General features: G+C 66.6%; 22 protein-coding genes. 15 read left to right on the top strand and 7 right to left on the bottom strand.

Going from position 1 to position 21,801, the window contains the following annotated elements:
• Positions 1–79 precede the first annotated feature (79 nt).
• A complete protein-coding gene (locus tag H7X47_RS20000; protein ID WP_193370521.1) occupies positions 80–1,366 on the top strand; it encodes an MFS transporter in 1,287 nt (428 codons plus the stop codon).
• On the opposite strand, the gene H7X47_RS19995 is transcribed toward H7X47_RS20000, so the two are convergent.
• Both H7X47_RS19995 and H7X47_RS19990 read right to left on the bottom strand, forming a co-directional pair.
• Positions 1,363–2,070, bottom strand: coding sequence for an alpha/beta fold hydrolase (locus H7X47_RS19995; RefSeq protein ID WP_193370520.1), 708 nt, complete (start codon positions 2,068–2,070; stop codon positions 1,363–1,365). The genes H7X47_RS20000 and H7X47_RS19995 overlap by 4 nt on opposite strands.
• An 88-nt stretch (positions 2,071–2,158) precedes the next feature.
• The gene (locus tag H7X47_RS19990; RefSeq protein WP_193370519.1) at positions 2,159–2,677 is read right to left on the bottom strand and encodes an isochorismatase family protein; all 519 of its coding nucleotides are present in this window, start codon (positions 2,675–2,677) and stop codon (positions 2,159–2,161) included.
• A gap of 261 nt (positions 2,678–2,938) precedes the next feature.
• On the opposite strand from H7X47_RS19990, the gene H7X47_RS19985 reads away from it, so the two are divergent.
• Complete coding sequence (locus tag H7X47_RS19985; RefSeq protein WP_437126587.1) at positions 2,939–4,438, top strand: DEAD/DEAH box helicase; 1,500 nt, start codon at positions 2,939–2,941, stop codon at positions 4,436–4,438.
• 162 nt (positions 4,439–4,600) lie between these two features.
• Positions 4,601–4,843 (top strand): Lrp/AsnC ligand binding domain-containing protein, encoded by a 243-nt coding sequence (locus tag H7X47_RS19980; protein WP_193370517.1) that lies wholly within the window; start codon positions 4,601–4,603, stop codon positions 4,841–4,843.
• Positions 4,844–4,863: 20 nt separating this feature from the next.
• Here H7X47_RS19980 and H7X47_RS19975 read toward each other — a convergent pair whose 3' ends face one another.
• Together H7X47_RS19975 and H7X47_RS19970 are read right to left on the bottom strand one after the other, a co-directional pair.
• Entirely contained in the window at positions 4,864–5,283 is a 420-nt protein-coding gene (locus H7X47_RS19975) for a hypothetical protein (protein WP_193370516.1), read from the bottom strand.
• Between the two features lie 84 nt (positions 5,284–5,367).
• Positions 5,368–6,057 carry a cytochrome P460 family protein gene (locus H7X47_RS19970; protein ID WP_193370515.1) on the bottom strand — a complete coding sequence of 230 codons (690 nt, stop codon included), beginning with the start codon at positions 6,055–6,057 and terminating at the stop codon, positions 5,368–5,370.
• A 240-nt stretch (positions 6,058–6,297) separates the two neighbouring features.
• Between H7X47_RS19970 and H7X47_RS19965 the strand changes: the two genes are divergently transcribed.
• Positions 6,298–7,476: a 3-phenylpropionate MFS transporter gene (locus H7X47_RS19965; RefSeq protein WP_193370514.1), complete on the top strand. Its 1,179-nt coding sequence runs from the start codon at positions 6,298–6,300 to the stop codon at positions 7,474–7,476.
• Between the two features lie 6 nt (positions 7,477–7,482).
• Here H7X47_RS19965 and upp read toward each other — a convergent pair whose 3' ends face one another.
• From upp to H7X47_RS19950, 3 genes are all read right to left on the bottom strand, one after another.
• A complete protein-coding gene (gene upp, locus H7X47_RS19960) occupies positions 7,483–8,127 on the bottom strand; it encodes a uracil phosphoribosyltransferase (RefSeq protein ID WP_193370513.1) in 645 nt (214 codons plus the stop codon).
• 116 nt (positions 8,128–8,243) lie between these two features.
• Positions 8,244–10,496 carry a mechanosensitive ion channel family protein gene (locus H7X47_RS19955; RefSeq protein ID WP_193370512.1) on the bottom strand — a complete coding sequence of 751 codons (2,253 nt, stop codon included), beginning with the start codon at positions 10,494–10,496 and terminating at the stop codon, positions 8,244–8,246.
• Between the two features lie 154 nt (positions 10,497–10,650).
• Positions 10,651–11,040: a c-type cytochrome gene (locus tag H7X47_RS19950; protein WP_193370511.1), complete on the bottom strand. Its 390-nt coding sequence runs from the start codon at positions 11,038–11,040 to the stop codon at positions 10,651–10,653.
• Positions 11,041–11,333: 293 nt separating this feature from the next.
• Here H7X47_RS19950 and H7X47_RS19945 point away from each other — a divergent pair, with 293 nt between their 5' ends.
• From H7X47_RS19945 to H7X47_RS19895, 11 genes are all read left to right on the top strand, one after another.
• A complete protein-coding gene (locus tag H7X47_RS19945; RefSeq protein WP_193370510.1) occupies positions 11,334–11,711 on the top strand; it encodes a hypothetical protein in 378 nt (125 codons plus the stop codon).
• Between the two features lie 206 nt (positions 11,712–11,917).
• Entirely contained in the window at positions 11,918–12,406 is a 489-nt protein-coding gene (locus H7X47_RS19940) for an SUF system Fe-S cluster assembly regulator (RefSeq protein WP_193370509.1), read from the top strand.
• Positions 12,407–12,452: 46 nt separating this feature from the next.
• Entirely contained in the window at positions 12,453–13,904 is a 1,452-nt protein-coding gene (sufB, locus tag H7X47_RS19935) for a Fe-S cluster assembly protein SufB (protein ID WP_193370508.1), read from the top strand.
• Between the two features lie 36 nt (positions 13,905–13,940).
• Positions 13,941–14,693 (top strand): Fe-S cluster assembly ATPase SufC, encoded by a 753-nt coding sequence (gene sufC / locus H7X47_RS19930; protein ID WP_193370507.1) that lies wholly within the window; start codon positions 13,941–13,943, stop codon positions 14,691–14,693.
• Between the two features lie 8 nt (positions 14,694–14,701).
• On the top strand, positions 14,702–16,021 hold the full coding sequence (gene sufD / locus H7X47_RS19925; protein ID WP_193370506.1) for a Fe-S cluster assembly protein SufD: 1,320 nt from the start codon (positions 14,702–14,704) through the stop codon (positions 16,019–16,021).
• Positions 16,022–16,023: 2 nt separating this feature from the next.
• Entirely contained in the window at positions 16,024–17,292 is a 1,269-nt protein-coding gene (locus H7X47_RS19920; RefSeq protein WP_193370505.1) for an aminotransferase class V-fold PLP-dependent enzyme, read from the top strand.
• 5 nt (positions 17,293–17,297) lie between these two features.
• Positions 17,298–17,768, top strand: a complete 471-nt coding sequence (gene sufU, locus H7X47_RS19915; RefSeq protein ID WP_193370504.1) for a Fe-S cluster assembly sulfur transfer protein SufU — start codon at positions 17,298–17,300, stop codon at positions 17,766–17,768.
• 16 nt (positions 17,769–17,784) lie between these two features.
• The gene (locus H7X47_RS19910) at positions 17,785–18,186 is read left to right on the top strand and encodes an SUF system Fe-S cluster assembly protein (RefSeq protein WP_193370503.1); all 402 of its coding nucleotides are present in this window, start codon (positions 17,785–17,787) and stop codon (positions 18,184–18,186) included.
• 80 nt (positions 18,187–18,266) lie between these two features.
• The gene (locus H7X47_RS19905; RefSeq protein WP_193370502.1) at positions 18,267–18,605 is read left to right on the top strand and encodes a HesB/IscA family protein; all 339 of its coding nucleotides are present in this window, start codon (positions 18,267–18,269) and stop codon (positions 18,603–18,605) included.
• Between the two features lie 131 nt (positions 18,606–18,736).
• On the top strand, positions 18,737–19,795 hold the full coding sequence (locus tag H7X47_RS19900; RefSeq protein WP_193370501.1) for a phosphatase PAP2 family protein: 1,059 nt from the start codon (positions 18,737–18,739) through the stop codon (positions 19,793–19,795).
• Between the two features lie 65 nt (positions 19,796–19,860).
• Positions 19,861–21,702 (top strand): hypothetical protein, encoded by a 1,842-nt coding sequence (locus tag H7X47_RS19895; protein WP_193370500.1) that lies wholly within the window; start codon positions 19,861–19,863, stop codon positions 21,700–21,702.
• The last annotated feature ends 99 nt before the right edge of the window (positions 21,703–21,801 follow it).

Genomic DNA, 21,801 nt, shown 5'->3' with positions numbered 1-21,801 from the left:
GTGGACCTGACCGCCCCCCTCGAACGAGCCGCGGCGATGTGCTAGAGCATCTGCTGCTCTCGACAGGAACGGCCCCGCGATGACCAAAGCCTTTGCCCCGATCACCGCGCTGCTGCTCAGCGTCGCTCTGCTGCTCATGGGCAACGGTCTGCAGGGCACTCTGCTGCCGGTGCGCGCGAATCTCGAGGCCTTTACCGACACCGACATCGGCATTCTCGGCTCGTCCTACTTCCTGGGCTTCGCCGCAGGCTGTCTCTACGGCCCGTACCTCATCCGCCGCGCCGGTCACATCCGCGCCTTCGCCGCCCTGGTCGCCATCGCCTCCTGCGTCGTGCTGGTGCACTCGCTGTTTCTCAACGCTTTCCTCTGGTGGGTGCTGCGCGCCATGACCGGCTTCTGCTTCGCCGCGCTCTACATGATCATCGAGAGCTGGCTGAACGAGAAGTCGACCAACGAGACCCGCGGCTTCGTCTTCTCGCTCTACACCATCATCAACCTGACGGTCATCACCATCGGCCAGCTCATGCTGGGCCTCGACCAGCCGGAGAACTTCCCGCTGTTCCTGCTGGCCTCCATCCTGGTCTCACTGGCCGCCGTGCCGATCGCCATGACCAAGGCCGAAGCCCCGGCGCCGGTGCAGTCGGTCCGGATCCGCCTCAAGCACCTCTACAAGCTGTCGCCGGTCGGTGTCGTCGGCTGTCTGGCGGTCGGCCTGGCCAACGGCTCCTTCTGGGCCCTGGCGCCGGTCTTCGCCCAGGTGAAGGGCGCCAACTCCTGGGGCGTCGCCCTCTTCATGAGCATCGCAGTGATCGCCGGAGCTCTGGGCCAGTGGCCGCTGGGTCGCCTCTCCGACAAGACCGACCGCCGCCGGGTCATCGTCGGCGCCGCCTGCGGGTCGGCAATCGCTGGCCTGCTTTTCGTCTTCTGGTCGCCGCCCTGGGGCCAGGGCGCCTTCGCCCTGGCCTTCCTCTTCGGGCTCTTCGCCTTCCCCCTCTACGGTCTCAGCGTCGCCCACATGAACGACTACGTAGAGCCCAACGGCTATGTGGAAGCGGCCAGCGGCCTGCTGCTGATTTTCGCCCTGGGCGCGGTGGCCGGACCGCTCGCCGCCTCCAGCCTGACGCGTGTCTTCGGCCCCGACGCGCTCTTCGCCATGACCGCGGGGGTCCAGCTCTGCCTGGCCGCCTTCGCCGTCCACCGCATGCGCAAGCGCGCCCCGGCGCCGGAGGCCGACCACGTCGCCTTCACCGAATCCCTGACCCTGGCGCAGACCGTCTCCACGGTGGATCCCCTGGCCGATGACATAGCGACCGAAGAAGCGGTGGGAGATGCAAAGCCGCCGCCGGAATCAGCACCCCCGCTCTAGTCTTCCTCCGTCAGCCAGCGGCGCAGAGCGGCGTTGGCCTCCTCCGGGCGCTCCAAAGTCGCCAGGTGCCCGCAGTCCTCGATCACCGTCAGGCGCGCGCCGGCGATTCCCGCCGCCATGACCTTGTGATCGGCCAGCGGCGTCAGAGCGTCCTCGCGCCCACAGAGCACCAGGGTCGGCACGTGGATCTTCACCAGCGTCGGCATCTGGTCGCGGCGCCCCATGATCGCGCGCTGCTGGCGAATGAAGGCTTCCTTGCCGACATGCTGGGCCATGCGGGTGACGGTGCCGGTCAGCGCCGCGTCGTCCAGGCGTGCCTCGTGGATGAAGAGCGGCAGCAGGCGCGGCGTCACCCCTTTGAACTGCCCCTTCTCCGCCAGTTCGATGAGCCCGCGCCGCCGCCGGCTCTCCTGGGGATCGTCGGCCTGCGCGCGGGTATCGAGCAGGGCCAGGCGGATCACCCGTTCCGGCGCCCGGGCCATGATCTCCAGCGCCACGTAGCCGCCCATGGAGAGTCCGGCCAGGGCGAAGCGGCCCGGCGCGCCCGCCAGTACGCTCTCGGCCATGGCCTCGATGGAGTCCTGGGTCGTCAGATCGGCGACCCGGCAGTCGGCGATGTCGGAGAGCGCGTCCACTTGCGGCTGCCAGAGGGCGGCATCGCACAGCAGGCCGGGCAGCAGGACGAGAGGTACTTTGTCGGTCATGGAGATGGGGAAAGGGTCTTGGGGGCGATCTGACAGAATCGGTGGGGCGGCCATTCTGGGCGATGAGGCTCGGGGCGACAATGCCGTCTTATGGGGCCGCCAGGGCTGCCATGCCGGCGCAGACCGCCGCGCTGTCGCTCACCTCGGCGCCGGCACGGGCCATGCGCGCCACGGCGAGGCGGCGGTTCAGGTCCACCCGCGAGGCCACGGCGTCGCCGATCAGGGTGACGGCCACCCCTTCCGACAGCAGGGACAGCACGCTCTGCAGGACGCAGACGTGGGCCTCCATGCCGGCGACGAAGCAGCGGGTGATCCCGCGCGCCTGCAGCGCCGCACGAAAGGCCGGCGCGCGCGGCGCGGCGAAGTGGATCTTCTCGACCACCTCTTCCGGCCGCAGCAGGCCGCGCAGCTCGGGCAGCGTCGGGCCCAGGCCGCGCGAATACTGTTCGGTCGCAAGTATCGGCAGTTCCGATACTCGGGCGTTCCGGACAAGCTCGGCGATGCGGGGCAGGACCCGGGACGTCTCGGCAATCGCAGGAGCAAGGCGTTCCTGGATATCGACCAGAAGTAGTCCTGCCCCCTTGAATGTTTGCCTGGGAAGCACCATTTCAGGTTTAGAAATATTAACCATATAAGTAGCAGGATACAGGAAGAATATTGCAAGGCCAACGGCCGGCGCGTGAATCGCCAAAGAATTTCGGCAGTTAACGGCCAGTTATGATTGACAATGCAGGTCTAAATCCTATGATCCCGCCAAAGTTCGATTGCTAGAAGTTCAATCGACAAAGCTACTCCAAACCGAAAAACGGATTGCATGACGTTTGAAGATCTTGGACTGAGTCCAGAGGTCCTTAGGGCCGTTCAGGACGTGGGTTACACCACGCCGACCCCCATTCAGGAAAAAGCCATCCCTGTGGTGCTCATGGGACGTGACGTCCTCGGCTGCGCCCAGACCGGCACCGGCAAGACCGCCGGCTTCACCCTGCCGATGATCGACATCCTGTCGAGCGGCCGGGCCCGCGCCCGCATGCCGCGTTCGCTGATCATCGCGCCGACGCGTGAGCTTGCCGCCCAGGTCTCGGAGAACTTCGAGCTCTACGGCAAGCACGGCAAGCTGTCGATGGCGCTGCTGATCGGCGGCTCCTCCTTCGTTGAGCAGGAGCAGAAGCTGGATCGCGGCGTCGACGTGCTGATTGCCACGCCGGGCCGCCTGATCGACCTCTTCGAGCGCGGCAAGATCCTGCTCGCCGACGTAAAGATCCTGGTGATCGACGAGGCCGACCGCATGCTGGACATGGGCTTCATGCCCGACGTCGAGCGCATCGTCGGCCTGCTGCCGAAAATCCGCCAGACCCTCTTCTTCTCGGCCACCATGCCGCCGGAGATCCGCCGCCTGGCCGACAAGTTCCTGATGAACCCGAAGGAGATCTCCGTCGACCCGCCGGCCTCGGCCGCCGAGACGGTGACCCAGGGCCTCATCAAGGTCCGCGGCGCCGCCAAGGAAAAGCGCGCCGCCCTGCGCAGCATCATCAGAAGTGAAGGCGAAGCGGTGAAGTCGGCGCTGGTGTTCTGCAACCGCAAGCGCGACGTCGATATCGTGTACCGCTCGCTGGAGCGCCACGGCTTCTCGGTTGCCGCCTTGCACGGCGACATGGCGCAGCCGGTGCGCATGGAAACGCTGCAAGGCTTCAAGGACAGCAATGTCCAGATCCTGGTCTGCTCCGACGTCGCCGCGCGCGGCCTGGACATCCCGGCGGTTTCCCACGTGTTCAATTTCGACGTCCCCTCCAACCCGGAGGACTACGTCCACCGCATCGGCCGCACAGGCCGGGCCGGACGCAGCGGCAAGGCCTTCACCCTGGCCCTGCCGGAAGAAGGCAAGTACCTCGACAACGTCGTGCGCATGCTCGGCATGACGATCCCCGCGGTGACTCTCGAGGATGCCGACAGCTGGACCGCCGAGGACGCCGAGAGCGGCGGCCGCGGCCGGGATCGTGGCGGTCGTCGACGCGGCGGCAAGAGCACCGAAAGCAGCCGGCGCGGACGCGGCGGCCGGCGTTCGGCCAAGCGCAAGGACGAGACCGAAGAGGCCGTCCCGGAAGAAATCGTCTCCGAGAGCGCCGAAGCCGAAGAGGAGAGCGTGGCGGTGACCGAAGAACAGAGCGATCAGCAGGAAGTCGTCCCCTTCGAGCGGCAGCGTGAAAAAGAGAAGAAGCCCGCGGCCGCGCGCGGCAGTGACACGGGCGCCAAGCGCGGCCGTCGCACGCGCAAGCGCAATGACGACGATGACGACGAGCCGCAGCCCGGCGAGACCGCCTTCGGCGATCACGTGCCGGCCTTCATGCTGCGCCCCGCCAAGGTCGCCTGACCGGCTGAGCTTGCCGGCCGAAGCCGAAAGGCGAAACGCGCGGGCCGCTCCGGTTCCGCGCGTTTTTCTTATCCAAAGGGTCTCTTGGTCTCTGGCCAACAGCGGTTATGATGGCGGCCGGGGATTCGCCTCCCCTCAACGGGACGAACACGGCTAGGTGCCATGCAGACCATCTTCATCATGATCAAGTGCGACCTCGGCAAGGCCTACTCCGTGGCCGACGAACTGGTGCAGGACGTCGAGCAGGTCTCGGAGGTGCATTCCACCTCGGGCCAGTACGATCTGCTGGTGAAATGCTACCTGAAAGACGGCGCCGACATCGGCCACTTCGTCAACGAGAAGATCCAGACCCTGTCCGGCATCAAGGACACCTTCACCCTCATCGCCTTCAAGGCGTTTTCCTAAGGGTAGGGGCGCCAGCACCCTCAAACGCTGCGGATGGTGACCGGCTTGCCGTCGGCGGCCCTGGCCTCCACCCAGGCGCCGAGATCGCGCAGCATCGCGGTGAAGGCTTGGCGCTCGGCCGGCCAGTCCTGCACCGAGTTGAACTGCGTATAGCCGTAGCCGGCGCTGTAGGGCCAGATCGCCTTGGGGCTGTCGGCGTGGGAGACCCGGCGCGCCGCATCCTGCAGGTCGTCGCCCAGCCGGCCCAGGGCGTCGCCCTCGACAACGGTGATGCGCTGCTTCACGGAGAAGGCGCCGACCAGGAAGACCAGGGCCTCGAAGACGTCCCCGTCCATGTAGACCGAGTCCTCGGACCAGGCGCAACCCGCAGGCGGGCCGGGATGGAACTCGGCCAGGTAGCCCCCGATGCCGGGCCGGTATGGAATCAGTCCGAACTGCATGGCCCATCTTGGCGCAGGCCCGGCGGCGCGTGCAACGCCGCCGCTCTCCCACACCACTTTTTGCCCCCTTTTCCCAAGGGACTCTCACGGGGCACTGCGGAAAGCCTCCGGCACGAAAAACAGGTGGTCCTGTGCTTCGCGGGCCAGGTGGCAGGCAATGCAGAACTCGACCCGCTCGGCCCCGGCCCCCGCCGTGCGCCCGGCCAACTCGCCCGCGGCGGTGACCACGCTGTAGCGCCAGTCGCCGCTGACATAGTTGAAGCCGGGCGGCATCTTCTCCATGACGAACAGCGGCCCGGGCCGGATATCCCCGGTGTCGGTCACGACGAAGCTGTCCTTGGCGATGACCGAGCCCACCGGAAAGCGGCCGGCCTGCTCGGGAGCGCCATAGGCCCGGGCAATCTCGTTGGCGTAGTTGTTCACGTAGCGCCGTCCGTGGGTCATGGAGCCGTAGGGCGCCGTGTTGAACCGGGTCCAGCCCTGATAGGCCCCGGCGGCGGCGTCGCCGCTCGCGGCGTAGCCGCGCGCCAGCTCACGCCGCAGGCCGAGATAGATCTCCTCGGCCTCCTCGGCGGAAAGCTCCACGGGATCACTGACACGGAAGTGCCGCCGCGGCCGTTCCGCCGGCCCGCTGAAACGCTGGGCCGGCCCTTCCGCCCCAACCGCAGCCTGGCTGCCGGTTGCGGTTTGGGCCGCTGCAGGCTGGGCGCCGGCGCCAATCGCCAGCAATGCGGCCGCCAGGCAGGCGCGCCGGACCAACTTCGGGACTGTCATGAGAAATCTCCTTCCTCGACGACCGTCCCCCCCTTGAAGTGACGATTAGCTCTACGGCTTTGAATTTCATGAGATATAGGACGCCGCTCGTTTATCGCCCATCAAACGATTGTGATCTCGGGACCTGTCCCGCCAAGCTCCTGCCAAAGGCGCTTTCGGCTTGCGCGACGCCCGGCGAGGCGATAGCTGCTGACAGGACCTCTTCGTGATCCCGTTTGCCGGAGTCCCCCACCCAGGTTCATGTCTCCCCAGGCGCTCTCCCTCCGCTTCGCCCTCTACTACGGGGCCGTCTTCCTGACCGTTGGCTGCTACCTGCCGTTCTGGCCGCTGTGGCTGGAATCGCGGGGGCTGAGCGCCGGTCAGATCGGCCTGCTGCTGGCGCTCGCCGCCTGGGTGAAGGTCGCCGCCACCCCGGCGCTGGCCCACCTCTCCGACCGGGCCGGCTGGGGCAAGGGCACGATCGTGCTGCTGGCCGGAATCAGCCTGTTGGCCTTTGCCGCCTTCGTCCCGGCGACGGGCTTCGCCTGGATCCTCGCGGTCCAGGTCGTCGTGGCCGCCAGCTTTCCGCTGCTGGTGCCCTTGGGGGAGAGCCAGACCATGGCGGCGGTCTACCGCTATTCCCTCGACTACGGGCGCATCCGCCTGTGGGGCAGCCTCGCCTTCATCGCCGGCAGCCTCGCCGCCGGGCGCCTGCTCGGTGCCTTTTCCGCCGACTGGGTCCTGTGGCTGATCCTCGCGGCCCTGGTCCTGACCTTCGCCGCCGCCGTGGCGCTGCCCGGCCGCCTGCACAGCGGCGCGGCCACCGAACCCGCCGAAGACGACCGCTCGCTGCGGCGCCTGCTCAGCCTGCTGCGCCGTCCCGGACTGCTGGTCTTCCTGCTCGCCGCGGCGCTGATCCAGGCCAGCCACGCGGCCTATTACGGCTTTTCCAGCCTGCACTGGCGCGCCAGCGGCATCGGCGAGACCACCATCGCCCTGCTGTGGACCGAGGGAGTGGTGATCGAAATCCTGTTCTTTGCCGTGAGCGGCCGCCTGACCCGGCGGTTCTCGCCGGCGGCCCTGCTGATCGCCGCCGGCCTGCTCGGCGGCCTGCGCTGGGCGGTCACGGCGGCCACCACCGACCTCGCTCTGCTGGCGGCGGTCCAGACCTTGCACGCGGCCACCTTCGCCGTGACCCATCTGGCGGCCATGCACTACATCACCCGGACGACGCCCGCGGCGCTCTCCGCCTCCATGCAGAGCTTCTATTCGGCGCTTTCCGGGGGCCTGGCCATGGGCGGGGCCATGCTGCTGGCGGGCCGCCTCTACGAGGCCGCCCCCGGCTTCGCCTTCCTGGGGATGGCCGCGGTGGCGCTTGCCGCCTCGGGCTGCGCCCTGGCGGCCGGCCGGCTGGGTCGGCCGGCTTCGGAAGCGGCCTGAGCGGCTTTATTTCGTGCCGAAGATGCGGTCGCCGGCATCCCCCAGTCCGGGGACGATATAGCCCTTCTCGTTGAGCTTCTCGTCCACCGCGGCGGTGAAGATCGGCACATCGGGATGCGCGCCGCGCAGTTCGCCGATTCCCTCCGGCGCCGCCACCAGGCAGACGAAGCTGATGTCCTTGGCGCCGTCCTTCTTCAGCATGTCGAGGGCGGCGACGGCCGTGTGGCCGGTGGCCAGCATGGGGTCGACCACGATGGTCAGGCGCTCGCCCATGTCCTTGGGCACCTTGTAGTAGTATTCCACCGGCTCCAGGGTCTGGGGATCGCGATAGAGGCCGACATGGCCGACCGAGGCCGAGGGGATGAGGTCAAGCATCCCGTCCAGCAGGCCGTTGCCGGCGCGCAGAATGGTGATCAGGCAGGGTTCCGGCCGGGCCAGCAGAGGCGATACGGTCTTCGAGACCGGCGTCTCGATCTCGACCTGCTTCAATTCCAGGTGCCGGGTCACCTCGTAGGCCAGCAGCAGGCTGATTTCCCTCAGCAGGCGCCGGAACTCCGGCAGGGCCGTGTCCTTCTCGCGCATGATGGTGAGCTTGTGCTGCACCAGAGGGTGGTCGACTACGGTGACCTCTGGGGTGACATCTGCCTGCATGTCCCTGCCTTTTCCTTGGTTCTGTCGGGTGACGATCGGGTTCTTGGGGTGCCGCGAGTGTTAGAAGACCGCAACGATTCTGTCGAGCCTCTTGGCCACGCCGCGCCGCGAAAATCTCAGGACTTCGCGGCCTGCGCCTCAGCCGCCGCCACGGCGGAAGCTGCCGCCTTCTCCGCCGCCGCGCGCTCCTCCGGCTCCATCTGCTCGGCGCCGGGCACGTTGACCGTGACGCGGCGGTCGGCGAAGCGGATGCCCTCTTCGGCGAAGGCCTTCTGCACCTCCTGGAACACCGCCCGGCGGATGAGGAACTGCTTGCCCGGCTTGGCCATGAACTTGCCACGCAGGACGAAGGCACTGTCGTCGGTCTGCAGGACGCCCTGCGACTTGAACGGTTCTAGGAAATCGGGGCCCATCTCCTCGTCCTTCAACAGGTCCTGGCCGATCCGCTTGAAGATCTTGCGAACCTTTTCGAGGTCGGTATCGAAAGGCACCCGGAACTCCAGCTTCATGATGGCCCAGTCGCGGCTGTAGTTGGTCAGATGCTGGATCTCGCCAAACGGTATGGTGTGCAGAGCGCCCCGATGATGGCGCAGGCGCAGGGAGCGCAGGGAAATCTTCTCGACCGTGCCCTTGACGCTGCCGACGTCGATGTACTCGCCCAGCCGGAAGGCGTCGTCGACCAGGAAGAACACGCCGGAGACGATGTCGCGCACCAGGGTCTGTGCCCCGAAGCCGACGGCCAGGCCGACCACGCCGGCGCCGGCCAGCAGCGGCCCGATGTCCACGCCGAGGGACGAGAGCACCAGCATCACCGCCATGACCACGATGGTGATCTGGATGGTGACACGCATCAGCGGCAGAAGGGTGCGGATGCGCGAGACGCCCTGCCCGCCCTGCTCGCCCGGCTCCGCGGCGCCCTCGCCTCCGCCGCCCTCGGCCGCCAACCGGCGATCGATGGCGATGCGCGCCATTTCCCACAGCACATAGGCCACCAGGGCGGTCAGGCCGATATCGACCAGGGCCCCGGCGATGCGCGAGCCGACACTGGCCTGGGCCAGGCTCAGGAAATCCAGGCCCCAGATGCGCAGCAGGAACAGCACCGAGAAAAGGTAGAGGGCGAGACGGGCGGCCCGCAGCCCGACGATGCGGACCTGTCCCCCGGCATTCTCGACAACCGCTTTTTCTTCTTCCAGGCGCAGGGCGCCGCGCAGCAGGATCGCATCGATGTGCGGCACGAAGAGAACAGTCAGCAGGCTGCCGAAGACGGCGAGATAGGAAACCGGGTGGCCGGTGAAGGCGACCAGGACGATGACGACGTAGAGCAGCACCACGTAGCCCGCGGCGACGCTCGGCCAGATCTCGGCGAAGAGCCCGCGCCAACGTCCGTTGGCTTCCCGGTCCCAGGCCAGATCACCGGTGATCCACTTCCGGGCGCGCAGGATCGTGTAGACAAGGGTGCCGAAGAGAATGAGGCCGACGGCGAAGGCCAGTGCGCGGTATGCGTCAACGGACATCCCCAGCTGCCGCAGCAGGGTGCAGGTCAGAAAACCGAAGGCGGAGATGGCCGCCATCACGATGTTCTGGCGGTGCAGGTAGCGGGCGCCATCATCCGGTATCTGCAAAAGGCGCAGGACCGGATGGCCGGGCGCCAGGAGCACCTGGGAGAAGACGGCGAAGAAGCGCACCGCGATCACCACCGTCAGGTAGGTCATCACCACGTTGCGCGTCAGCTCGTTGCCCTGCCAGAGCGCGAAGAACAGCGCCAGCGCGCCCGCCACGAAGGCGACAAGGAAGATGATCTCCAGCACCAGGCGGATCAGCAGGCCGCCGATCAAGGCGAGGCGCGCGTCCGGATCGGGGCTGACGGCCTGCAGCCAGACCCGGCGCAGGAAGCGGCGCACCACGATCTCCACCGCTAGGCCCGCCAGCATCATCAGGGCGAAGCCGAGCACCAGCCAGTAGAGCGCGATGCCGGAGCCCTGTTCGCGCAGTGTCCGGTAAGCCTCCGCGATGCCCGCCGGGATTTCGGGCACCGCCGAAAGCACGGCACCCAGATTGGCGCGAAAGGCCTCGGCGAGGTCGCGCCATCCGAGCATCATGGCGGCCATATCCGGCTCCGCCGCGGGCCTGGCCTGCTGGGCGCTGGCATCCAGCCGTTCGAGAAGAAGTTGCCGCACCTCGGCGTCGTCCAGCCGGGCGACGAGGTCGCGGACCGCCGCCTCGGAAAGAGGCTGACCGGAGGCGCGCAGCTCCTGCAACGCCTCGGACCCGCCCGCGGCCGGCACGTCGGCGGCCTGTCCCTGGGCCGCCTGGGGCGCCGGAAAGGCCAGGACGAGACAAAGCAGGAGGACAGGCCAGAGGCTGCGCAAGGACTCCCCCACCAACGTTAGTTGGTAAGACTATAAGCACAAATTGAGGTTGAGCCCAAGCGGTCCGGCTGGGGGAAATGGCCCGGAAACGCAAGAAGCCAGGCCCAGGCCTGGCTTCCGGCAATTGATCGGCGGTCGCTGAGGCCGCCTATGCCTATTCGCTGAACTGCTTCAGGTAGGCAATCACGTCAGCCCGGTCTTCCGGCTTCTTCAAGCCGACGAAGGCCATCTTGGTGTCGTCGACCAGGTCCTTCGGCTTCTCCAGGAAGCTGGCCAGGGTCTCCTCGTCCCAGACGTGGCCGTCGGCCCCGAAGGCCTCCATCGCCTTGGAATAGCGGAAATCCTCAACCGTGCCGGGGGTGCGCCCGACGATGTTGAAGAGCGAGGGACCCACCTTGTTCTTGCCTTCCTCGACGGCGTGACAGGCTTTGCACTTCCTGAAGACCTTCTCGCCCTTGGCCGCGTCGCCCTCGGCGAAGGCCGGACCGGCAAGCGCTGCAATGAGGGTAAAGGTAATGATCGAAAGGGCACTCCTGACGCGCATGTCACTCTCCAAGTTTGATTATCCGCCTTGCTTCGCAAGCCCCCGGATCTCCCGTCCGGGCGGATCAAAACTATGGGAGGCGACGGCGCAAAAGCAAGCCCTCCGGCCTCGTCAATTGGTACTGGCGTCAAAGCGCCGCACGGCGGGATTGCGGTCCTCACGGACCCTGATTCCGCCCGCAAATGAACCCCACAGCCCCATGACGCGACCCAGAGGTGTCGAAGCCGATGGGGACACACGCGCTCCCTGTCGGTCCCGACCCGGTTCCCACTTATTCTCACGAGGTGACTCCAATGCCGACGACTTCGAAAATCGCCAAGACGAGCGCCCATGCCCTGGCCGTGGCGCTTATCGTCCTGGTGGGACCTTCCCTCTCTGCGGGCGCCGCGCCTGTCAAGAACGGCTCCCAGTATGAGCAGCTTGCCGCCCAGCAGTTGAAGCTGCAGCCGCGCCCCAGCGGCCCCGTGCAGCCGACGGGCCCCCTCCAGAAGACCGCCCCCGCGCCCCGTGGCGGGGCGAACGCGAGCAATGGATGCCACGACGGCGCCTCGCAGACTTCCTATGAAGGTCCCTGCGACAACCATCCGGAATACGAGGCCACCGGCGGCTGCGAGAGCGAGGCCACCGGCACCTCCTATCCCGGCAACTGCCAGAACAGCAGCGAGCCCTGAGTTCTACCTCAGCGCGATAATCCCGGGCCTTGCCCGGCAATATCAGGGGGAGGCACCCGATGCCTCCCCCTTTCCTTTTCCGGCCTGCCCGGATCACTGCGATCGGCTGCCGGAATTCCGACGATTGCGAACGGTTATCACTTGAATCTGCCGGAATATCTTATATTTAGAAACCATACTAGATTGGTATGGATTAAGGGGGCGGCATGTTCCGCTTGAACCGGCTGACCGACTACGCCGTGGTGGTGATGTCCCAGATGGCTCTGCGCGGCGGCGAAACCCGCTCGGCGCAGCAGATCTCCGAGGACACCGGAGTGCCGCTGCCGACGGTATCGAAGCTGCTGAACCTGCTGGGACGGGCCAAGCTCGTGACCTCCCAGCGCGGCGCCAGTGGCGGCTACACCTTGAGCGCCGGGCCGGATGAAATCACCGTGGCCCAGATCATCCAGGCCATGGAAGGGCCCATCGCCCTGACCGCCTGCGTTGAAGGAGCGGCGGATTCCTGCGATGCGGAATCCTTCTGTCCGATGTGCGGCAACTGGAACAGGGTCAACGGCGCGATCCGCGAGGCGCTGTCGTCGGTCAAGCTGGCCGACATGATGGTCTTTCCGCCCACCTTCGGGGTGCCGTCCGGTGGTCTTGCGGCGGACGTCGCCGAAAAGACCGCCGTGCCGACCCCGGCCACCGAGCAGTAGTCAAAGAATGCGGCACAAGCATTTGCTTACGCAGGAGAGTGATTAGATGGCAGCCACATTTGAGACTGTCGAACAGGTCAGAGCCCTCGATAAGTACAAGTACGGCTTTGTCACCGACATCGAGGCCGAGACCGCGCCCAAGGGGCTGAGCGAGGACATCGTCCGCTTCATTTCGGCCAAGAAGGAAGAGCCGGAATGGCTGCTGGAATGGCGCCTCAAGGCCTACCGCCACTGGCTGACCATGGCGGAGCCGACTTGGTCGAAGGTGCAGTTTCCGCCGATCGACTATCAGGACTCCTACTACTACTCCGCCCCCAAGCAGCCGGGCGACGGCCCCAAGAGCCTGGACGAGGTCGACCCCAAGCTGCTGGAGACTTACGAGAAGCTCGGCATTCCCTTGAGCGAGCAGAAGCTGCTGGCCGGCGTGGCGGTGGACGCGGTCTTCGACAGCGTCTCGGTGGCCACCACCTTCAAGAAGAACCTGGAAGAGGTCGGCGTCATCTTCTGCCCGATCTCCGAGGCGGTGAAGAACCATCCGGAGCTGGTGCGGAAGTACCTGGGCTCGGTGGTCCCCTACGGCGACAACAAGCACGCCTGCCTGAACTCGGCGGTCTTCACCGACGGCTCCTTCGTTTACATCCCCAAGGGCGTGCGCTGCCCCATGGAGCTGTCGACCTATTTCCGCATCAACGCCCAGAACACCGGCCAGTTCGAGCGCACGCTGATCATCGCCGACGAAGGTTCCTACGTCTCCTACCTGGAGGGCTGCACCGCCCCGCAGCGCGACGAGAACCAGCTCCACGCCGCGGTGGTGGAGCTGATCGCGCTCGACGACGCCGAGATCAAGTACTCCACGGTGCAGAACTGGTACCCGGGCGACGAGGACGGCAAGGGCGGCATCTACAACTTCGTCACTAAGCGCGGCGCCTGCCGCGGCCGCAACTCCAAGATTTCCTGGACCCAGGTCGAGACCGGCTCGGCCATCACCTGGAAGTACCCGAGCTGCATCCTGCAGGGCGACAACTCGGTGGGCGAGTTCTACTCCATCGCCATCACCAACAATCACCAGCAGGCCGACACCGGCACCAAGATGATCCACATCGGCAAGAACACGCGCTCGCGCATCATCGCCAAGGGCATCTCCGCCGGGAAGTCGGACTCGACCTACCGCGGGCTGGTGCGCATCGGCGCCAAGGCCGAGGGCGCGCGCAACTTCACCCAGTGCGACTCCCTGCTGGTCGGCGACAAGTGCGGCGCCCACACGGTGCCCTACATCGAGAGCAAGAACCGCCGGGCCATCGTCGAGCACGAGGCGACGACCTCGCGCATCAGCGAGGACCAGCTGTTCTACTGCCGTCAGCGCGGCATGTCGCAGGAAGACGCCGTGGCCCTGGTGGTCAACGGCTTCTGCCGAGAGGTGCTGCAGCAGCTGCCCATGGAGTTCGCCGTGGAGGCCCAGAAGCTGGTCGGCATCTCCCTGGAAGGCAGCGTCGGCTGACAAGAGACAACAAGCGTAACAAGGATCAAAGCGAAGATGCTTGAGATCAAGAACCTGCACGCCACCGTTGACGGTAAGGAAATCCTCAAGGGCATCGACCTGTCGGTCAACGCCGGGGAGATTCACGCCATCATGGGGCCCAACGGCTCTGGCAAGTCCACCCTCTCCTACGTGCTGACCGGCCGCGAAGGCTACGAGGCCACCGAGGGCGAAGTCCTGTTCAAGGGACGGAACCTGCTGGACATGGAACCGGAGCAGCGCGCCGGCGCCGGCGTCTTCCTGGCCTTCCAGTACCCGGTGGAGATCCCCGGCGTGCCCAATACCACCTTCCTGAAAGAGGCGCTGAACTCGGTGCGCCGCGCCCGCGGCGAGGACGAACTGGACGCCATGCAGTTCGTCAAGCTGGTGCGCGAGAAGACCAAGATGCTGCACATGAGCGACGACATGCTGAAGCGCGCCGTCAACGTCGGCTTCTCCGGTGGCGAGAAGAAGCGCAACGAGGCGCTGCAGATGGCGATTCTGGAGCCCAGCCTAGCGATCCTCGACGAGACGGACTCCGGGCTCGACATCGACGCGATGAAGACCGTGGCGGACTCGGTGAACCTGCTGCGCCGGCCCGACAACGCCCTGCTGGTCATCACCCACTATCAGCGCCTGCTGGATTACATCGTGCCGGACCACGTGCACGTGCTGGCGCACGGCCGCATCCAGAAGAGCGGCGGCAAGGAGCTGGCGCTGGAGCTGGAGAAGAGCGGCTACGCCGCCTTCACCGAGACCGCGGCGGCCTAGGGATTGCGATGAGCACCGAGACCTTCACCGAACATTACGGCGCCCTGCGCGACGCCCTGCCCGGCCAGGACCTGCCCTGGCTGAGCCGCCTGCGCGCAGACGCCTTTGCGCGCTTCGCCGAGGCGGGCCTGCCGACGCCGCGCCAGGAGAGCTGGAAGTACACCAGCCTGCGTCCCATCGAGAAGGCGGGCTTCGGCGCCGACGGCGCGCCGCGCGCCTGCATCTCCATCGACCGCGCGCCCAGCCTCTTGCCTTCGGCCTCCGACCACCATCGCCTGGTCTTCGTCGACGGCCACCACCGTGCCGACCTCTCGACCGTCGGCCCGCTGCCCGAGGGCGCGGAACTGACCAGCCTGCGGGAGATGCTGGCCAAGGATCCGGCCTGGCTGGAAGCGCACCTGGGCGCCCAGGCGCAAGACGACAGCCAGGCGCTGCTGGCGCTCAACACCGCCATGATGATGAACGGCTTCGTGCTGCGCCTCGCCAAGGGCACGGTGCTGCACGATCCCATCGAGGTGGTGCACCTGGGCGGCGCCGGCGAAGGCCCCCTGGCCTATCATCCCCGCAACCTGGTGGTGCTGGAGCCCGGCAGCCAGGCGACCCTGATCGAGCATCACACGCATATGGGTGAGCAGCCCTACTACGCCAACAGCGGCACCGAGGTGACCCTGGCAGAGGGTGCGGTGCTGCATCACTACAAGCTGCAGGCCGATGCCCTGAACGCCTTCCACACCGCCACGGTCCATGCCGAGGTCGCCGCCGGCGCGCTCTACGACGCCTTCGGCATGACCACGGGCGCGCGCCTGTCGCGCAACGAGATCGCCGTGCGCCTGGCCGGCGAGGAAGCCAACTGCCACCTGAACGGCGCCTACCTGGTGCGCGGCGAGCAGCACGTGGACAACACCACCAGGATCGACCACCTGGTGCCCAACACCGCCTGCAGCGAGATCTTCAAGGGGGTCATCGACGACAAGGCCCGCGCCGTCTTCCAGGGCAAGATCACCGTCCACCGCGACGCCCAGCACACCAACGGCCACCAGCTCTCCAAGGTGCTGCTGCTCTCCGACCAGGCGGAGATCGACGCCAAGCCGGAACTGGAGATCTACGCCGACGACGTGGTCTGCAGCCACGGCGCGACCGCCGGCGACCTGGACCACAACGCCCTGTTCTACCTCAGGTCCCGCGGCATCCCGGAAAAGGCGGCCCGGGCCATGCTGATCGAGGCCTTCCTGGCCGAAAGCGTCCATAACATCGCCGCCCAGGGCCTCTGCCCGGCGCTGATGTCGTCCATCGGCCACTGGCTGGCCGACCGCCGGGGAGATCTCTAGACATGGCCAGCGTCGAAACCATGCGTACGCCCACGGCCGGTGACAACTCCGTTCAGGCCTTCGATGTGGAGCGCGTACGTGCTGACTTCCCGGTGCTCCAGCAGAGCGTACACGGCAAGCCGCTGACCTACCTGGACAGTGGCGCTTCGGCCCAGAAACCCAAGGCAGTCCTGGAGGCCATGGACGAGGTCTACCGTACCTGCTACGCCAACGTACACCGGGGCGCCTACTATTTCAGCCAGCATCTCACCGATCGCTATGAAAGCGTACGTACGAAGGTCGCAGGTCTGCTGAACGCCGCCTCCGACCAGGAAATCGTCTTCACCCGCAACGTCACCGAGGCCATCAACCTGGTGGCCCACAGCTTCGGCAACAGCCTTTCGGCCGGTGACGAGGTGATCATCTCGGAGATGGAGCACCACGCCAACATCGTGCCCTGGCAGTTGCTGCGCGACCGCGTCGGAATTAACCTGAAAGTCGTTCCGATTGCCGACGACGGCTCCTTCCGCCTGGATGCCTACGAGAGCATGCTGGGGCCGAGGACCCGGCTGGTGGCCATCACCCACACCTCCAACGTGCTGGGCACGGTCACGCCGATGAAGGAGATCATCCGCCTGGCCCACAAGGCCGGCGCGCTGGTGCTGGTCGACGGCGCCCAGGCCGTGGTCCACAGCAAGGTCGACGTGCGCGACCTGGACGCCGACTTCTATGCCTTCACCGGTCACAAGCTCTACGGCCCCACGGCGATCGGCGCGCTCTACGCCAAGGCGGAGCTGCTGAAGGAGATGCCGCCCTTCCTGGGCGGCGGCGACATGATCCGCTCGGTGAGTTTCGCCGAGACCACCTACGCCGACCCGCCGCACCGCTTCGAGGCGGGCACGCCGCCCATCGTCGAGGCCATCGGTCTGGGCGCGGCCATCGACTACGTGAACGGCATCGGCATGGAGGCCATCTCGGCCCACGAGGCCGGCCTCCTCGCCTACGCCACCGAGCGCCTGAGCGCGGTCGAAGGACTGACCATCTACGGCCGGGCCAAGGAGAAGGCGGCCATCGTCTCCTTCACCCTGGACGGCATCCACCCGCACGACATCGGCACCATCGTCGACCGCGAAGGCGTCGCCATCCGCGTCGGCCACCACTGCGCCCAGCCGCTGATGGAGCGCTTCTGCGTGCCGGCCACGGCGCGGGCCTCCATGGGCCTCTACAACACGACCGACGACATCGACGTTCTGGTGCGGGCGCTGGAAAAAGTGAAGGAGCTCTTCGGGTAAACCCAATGGACGACCTGCTGCGCGACCTCTATCAGGAAGTGATCCTCGATCACGGCAAGCACCCGCGGAACCTGCGCCATCCCGAGGGCGCGAACCGCCAGGCGCGCGGCTACAACCCGCTGTGCGGCGACCAGGTCACCATCTACCTGGTCGAAGACGAGGACGGCCGCATCGCCGACGTGGCTTTCGAGGGCAAGGGCTGCGCAATCTCCATGGCCTCGGCCTCGATGATGACCGAGGTGCTGCGCGGCAAGACCGAGGCCGAGGCGCGGCGCCTCTTCGACGACTTTCACCGCCTCTGCACGGAGGACGGCTTCACCCTGGACCAGGCCTATGCCGAGGACCGCGAAGCCCTGGAGCGCCTGCAGGTGCTCTCCGGCGTGCGCGCGTTTCCGGTGCGGGTCAAATGCGCCACCCTCGCCTGGCACGCCATGACGGCGGCCCTGGACGGCGAAGGCCAGGCGACGACGGAATAGAGCAGGAACTGAGACGATGAGCGATCACCCGCTAGGCATGGACACCTTCGGCCTCGGCGCCGCACCCGAGGGGCTCACGGCCCGCGCCGGCGCGCCCCTGCAGCCCGGCATGCCGGTCGCCGGAAAGGCAACGGTCGAGGACGCGATCCGCGAGGTCCACGATCCTGAGATTCCGGTGAACATCTACGACCTGGGACTGATCTACACCCTGGACATCCATCAGGATGGCTCCGTCGCCATCGAGATGACCCTGACCGCCCCGGCCTGCCCCGTCGCCGGCGAGATGCCGCAGCAGGTTGCCGACGCAGTGGCCGCGACTGAGGGCGTCGGCGAGGTGCAGGTGACCCTGACCTGGGATCCGCCCTGGACGCCGGAACGGATGTCCGAGGACGCCAAGCTGGCTTTGGGAATGTTCTAGGAAAATCAACATATTGTGCCCCCCCTTTCGTCGCCGGAAGGGAATCCTTATATTTCATGGGTAGGAAGCAGGTAAGACCAATGGCTATCGCGAACCTGATCACTCTGACCGACGCGGCCGCGGATCGCGTGAAGCATCTCATCGCCAAGAGCGACGAACCGGTGCTCGGCCTGCGCGTCGGCGTCGACACCAAGGGCTGCTCGGGCATGAGCTACGTGGTCGAGTACGCCAAGGAACAGCGCAAGCTGGAAGACGTGGTCGAGGATAAGGGCGTGAAGATCTTCATCGACCCCACCGCCGTCATGTTCCTGCTGGGCAGCGAGATGGACTACGTCGAGGACAAGTTCCACAGCGGCTTCGTCTTCAACAACCCCAACGAAAAGGGCCGCTGTGGCTGCGGCGAGTCCTTTCACATCTGATCGGCTGGGTCAGAACCGCAGCCCTGCTATTTCCGAAAAATACTGCATTCTCAATGCATTTAGCTGTTAACGCTGGCTAAAGCCTTCTCCGCGATGATGACGGCCAATCAACACGGTCGGAAGGCGGAGCGATGGAAAGGTCGGCGCGGGTCGAGCGCTTGGATGCCGCTTGGCAGGCCCCCGGATTCGCCGGGTTTCCGGCGGCGGGCGGAGCGCTGCGCCGCCTGCTCGCCCTGCCGGAAAGTCTGGGCGTCGCCATCATTGTCGTCGGCCTGTTCTGCCTTACCGTTCTCGCCATCGCCTTCGTCTACGGCGCCCCCCTTTCCTACCCGCGCGAGCGGATCAGCCTGGCCCTGGGCTACAGTGCCGTGTTGCCGGTCGTGGTCGCGGTCATTCTCTACGTGACCCTGCGCCTGGGCCGCGCCTTGATCTTCCGGCGTGGCGAGGGCCTGGGGCGAATTTTCCAGATGGTCGGCACGGACATCACCCTCATGGGGCTCTTCCTGCTGGCCACCTACTTCCATTTCAGCCTCAAGACCTGGGTGCAGCTCATCAACCCGAACCTCTACGACGCCAGCTACATGGCGGTCGATCGGGCCTTCTATCCGGTCATCGAGCTGTTCAACTGGATCCGCAGCAGCTACTTCACGGCGGTGCCCAATACCGACGCCTGGTACCAGGCCGCCTTCCTGCTGATGTTCATCTGTGGCTTCTGCAGCCTGGCGGTCACGCGCAATCCCGTCTATTCGCGCTTCTGCGTCGGGGTGCTGCTGACCATCTGCCTTGGCGCCCTCTCTTATCTCGTCGCGCCCGCCCTCGGCCCCTTCCTCTACGAGCAGGGCCTCAACGCACGCGCCACCGAGGCCCAGGCCGGCATGCTGTGGGCACACGAGCAGGTGATGCGCGAGGGCATGTCCTGGATCGCCGAGGCGGGACCGAGCTACTTTACCGGCGGCCTGGCGGCAATGCCCTCGCTGCACATGACCCACGCCCTGGTGATGAGCTGGTTCATGATCCGGGCGCGCTCTCTGCTGATCCCCTTCTTCCTGCTGATCTGCTTCTGGGTCGTGATCGAGTCCGTGGTGTCACGCTGGCACTACCTGATCGACCTGCCGGTCGGCGCGCTGCTGGCGGTCTTCATCATCTGGCTGACCAACCGGCTCTGCGCGCTTTCAGATAGAACGACTTAATCCTTCATTAGAGCTTTCCTCCCAAGATTGCCGCTCTCGCCGCGGAAATCCTCGGAGTTTGGTCCGTGTACTCTGAAAGTCACGTCAGGCCCGGACAGCTGCTGTCCCTGCTGGCGATCATCACCCTCTGGTGTCTGATCCAGGCCGGCGTCGCCACTTTCCGCGAAGCGCCGCTCCTCCAGGGCGACTTTCTCGATCCCGACAGCTACATGCGCATGGTCCGCGTGGCCGAACTGATGCAGCACGGCCAGTGGTTCGACGGCATGATCGCGCGCGCCAACGCGCCCTACGGCGACGTCCTGCACTGGACCCGGCCCTTCGACGTGTTGATCCTCATGGTGGCGCTGCCCACCAGCCTCGTCGTCGGGCCCGAGCAGGCCCTCTACGTCGCCGGCCTCGCGGTGACCCCGCTGCTGCACCTGGCAAGCGTCCTGCTGCTGATTTGGGCCCTGCGCCCGCTGATCCGCCCGACGGTCTGGTTCCTGCCTGCCCTGGCGCTGCTGCTGCAGCCCGGCGCGCTTGCCTATTCAATCCTCGGCCGCGCCGATCACCACAGCCTGCTGCTGCTTGTCTTCGTGTTGATCGCCGGCTTCATGATCCGCGCGCTCCGCAATCCCCTGGACGCCCGTCCGGCCTTGCTTGCCGGCGTGGCCAGCGGTTTCGGCATCTGGCTCTCCGTCGAGCTGCTGCTGGCCGTCGCGCTCTGCCAGATCGTCCTGGGGCTGGGCTGGCTGTTCGGCGAGCGCGAGCGGGCCGCGCAGAGCAAGTGGTACGCCCTGGGCCTGAGCGGCGTACTCCTGGCCGCGCTTTTCGCCGAACGTCCTTTCGACAACCTTCTGGATCCCGCCTATGACCGGGTTTCCAGCGTGCAGTACTTCCTGGCCGTCAGCCTGCTGCTGTTCTGGCGCGCGGTGGAGACCTACGAGTCCCGCGGCGGCGCCGCCTCGCGCTTCATCGGCCGCGCCGCCCTCTCGGTCATCGGCACAGGCGTCGTCGCCCTGCTGACCACGGTTGTCTTTCCACTGTTCTTCAGCGGGCCGATGGCGGAGGTGGATCCGCGCCTGGCGCCGCTGTGGATGGATCGGGTGCTGGAGATGCTGCCGCTGCTGCCGACCGACCGGCACAATCTCGGCCGCTTCGTCTTCTATCTGGGCGGCGTGCTCCTCATCATCCTGCCCCTCCTGAAAGTCCTGGTGGCGGCGCGCGGGACCAGCCGCTTCTTCGCCCTGGTCTTCGTCACCCTCGCCTGCCTGCTGTTCACCCTGGCGGCAATGAAGCATATGCGCTTTTCCGGCTACTCGGAGATCGCCTTCGTGCTCGGCTTCGCGGTGGTGCTGGACCGCTTCCTGCAATGGAGCGGGCGCATCGGCAACGACCTGCTGCGCGGCCTGCTGCGGGGCAGCTTCATCGGCCTGCTGCTGATCGGCCCGCTGCTGGTCGGCGGCACCTTGATGATCCGGCCGGCCGGCGCCGGCGCCCCGGCGACCCCCAGCGCCCCAGGCTGCGACGTACGCCAGATGGCCGCCTACCTGGAAAGCGATCCCCGCTGGGCGGCGGCGCCGCAGACCGTGCTGACCTTCATGGACATCGGGCCGGAGCTGCTGTACCGAACCCACCACCGCGTCGTCGGTACACCCTATCACCGCAATGCCGAGGGCATCCTGGACGGCTACCAGGCGCTTGCCACCGCCGACGCGGCGGCTGCCCGCGCGGTGATCGAGCAGCGCCACGTCGACCTGGTGCTGCTCTGCCGCACCTCGGCGGAGCGGGCCTTCTACGCGCCGGCCGGCAGCGGGGAAAACCTCTATCTGCAGCTCGACCGCGGGACCCCGCCGGAATGGCTCGCGCCCGTGGCGCTGCCCGACGGTCTGCGGGACCAGGCGCGCCTCTACCGGGTGCTGCGCTGATCCGGGCCTGCCGGCGAAGGCAACAGCGTTAGGGAATTCTTGAGCCGCGTCTGTGACAGTGCTTCGCGAAGCCACAAGGCGGCGGCAGGAGCCGCCGCG

The sequence above is a fragment of the Pelagibius marinus genome, from assembly GCF_014925385.1.
Taxonomy (GTDB): Bacteria; Pseudomonadota; Alphaproteobacteria; order Kiloniellales; family Kiloniellaceae; genus Pelagibius; species Pelagibius marinus.
This window is presented reverse-complemented; position numbering and strand designations above follow the sequence as displayed.

Bases quoted from the DNA above. Each gene is read 5' to 3' on its own strand.
- H7X47_RS19945 (WP_193370510.1), top strand. From the start codon at position 11,334: ATGCCGACGACTTCGAAAATCGCCAAGACGAGCGCCCATGCCCTGGCC.
- H7X47_RS19980 (WP_193370517.1), top strand. From the start codon at position 4,601: ATGCAGACCATCTTCATCATGATCAAGTGCGACCTCGGCAAGGCCTAC.
- H7X47_RS19970 (WP_193370515.1), bottom strand. From the start codon at position 6,057: ATGACAGTCCCGAAGTTGGTCCGGCGCGCCTGCCTGGCGGCCGCATTG.
- sufU (WP_193370504.1), top strand. From the start codon at position 17,298: ATGGACGACCTGCTGCGCGACCTCTATCAGGAAGTGATCCTCGATCAC.
- H7X47_RS19920 (WP_193370505.1), top strand. From the start codon at position 16,024: ATGGCCAGCGTCGAAACCATGCGTACGCCCACGGCCGGTGACAACTCC.
- H7X47_RS19910 (WP_193370503.1), top strand. From the start codon at position 17,785: ATGAGCGATCACCCGCTAGGCATGGACACCTTCGGCCTCGGCGCCGCA.
- H7X47_RS19990 (WP_193370519.1), bottom strand. From the start codon at position 2,677: ATGGTGCTTCCCAGGCAAACATTCAAGGGGGCAGGACTACTTCTGGTC.
- sufC (WP_193370507.1), top strand. From the start codon at position 13,941: ATGCTTGAGATCAAGAACCTGCACGCCACCGTTGACGGTAAGGAAATC.
- sufB (WP_193370508.1), top strand. From the start codon at position 12,453: ATGGCAGCCACATTTGAGACTGTCGAACAGGTCAGAGCCCTCGATAAG.
- H7X47_RS19995 (WP_193370520.1), bottom strand. From the start codon at position 2,070: ATGACCGACAAAGTACCTCTCGTCCTGCTGCCCGGCCTGCTGTGCGAT.
- H7X47_RS19940 (WP_193370509.1), top strand. From the start codon at position 11,918: ATGTTCCGCTTGAACCGGCTGACCGACTACGCCGTGGTGGTGATGTCC.
- H7X47_RS20000 (WP_193370521.1), top strand. From the start codon at position 80: ATGACCAAAGCCTTTGCCCCGATCACCGCGCTGCTGCTCAGCGTCGCT.
- sufD (WP_193370506.1), top strand. From the start codon at position 14,702: ATGAGCACCGAGACCTTCACCGAACATTACGGCGCCCTGCGCGACGCC.
- upp (WP_193370513.1), bottom strand. From the start codon at position 8,127: ATGCAGGCAGATGTCACCCCAGAGGTCACCGTAGTCGACCACCCTCTG.
- H7X47_RS19965 (WP_193370514.1), top strand. From the start codon at position 6,298: ATGTCTCCCCAGGCGCTCTCCCTCCGCTTCGCCCTCTACTACGGGGCC.
- H7X47_RS19900 (WP_193370501.1), top strand. From the start codon at position 18,737: ATGGAAAGGTCGGCGCGGGTCGAGCGCTTGGATGCCGCTTGGCAGGCC.
- H7X47_RS19905 (WP_193370502.1), top strand. From the start codon at position 18,267: ATGGCTATCGCGAACCTGATCACTCTGACCGACGCGGCCGCGGATCGC.
- H7X47_RS19950 (WP_193370511.1), bottom strand. From the start codon at position 11,040: ATGCGCGTCAGGAGTGCCCTTTCGATCATTACCTTTACCCTCATTGCA.
- H7X47_RS19975 (WP_193370516.1), bottom strand. From the start codon at position 5,283: ATGCAGTTCGGACTGATTCCATACCGGCCCGGCATCGGGGGCTACCTG.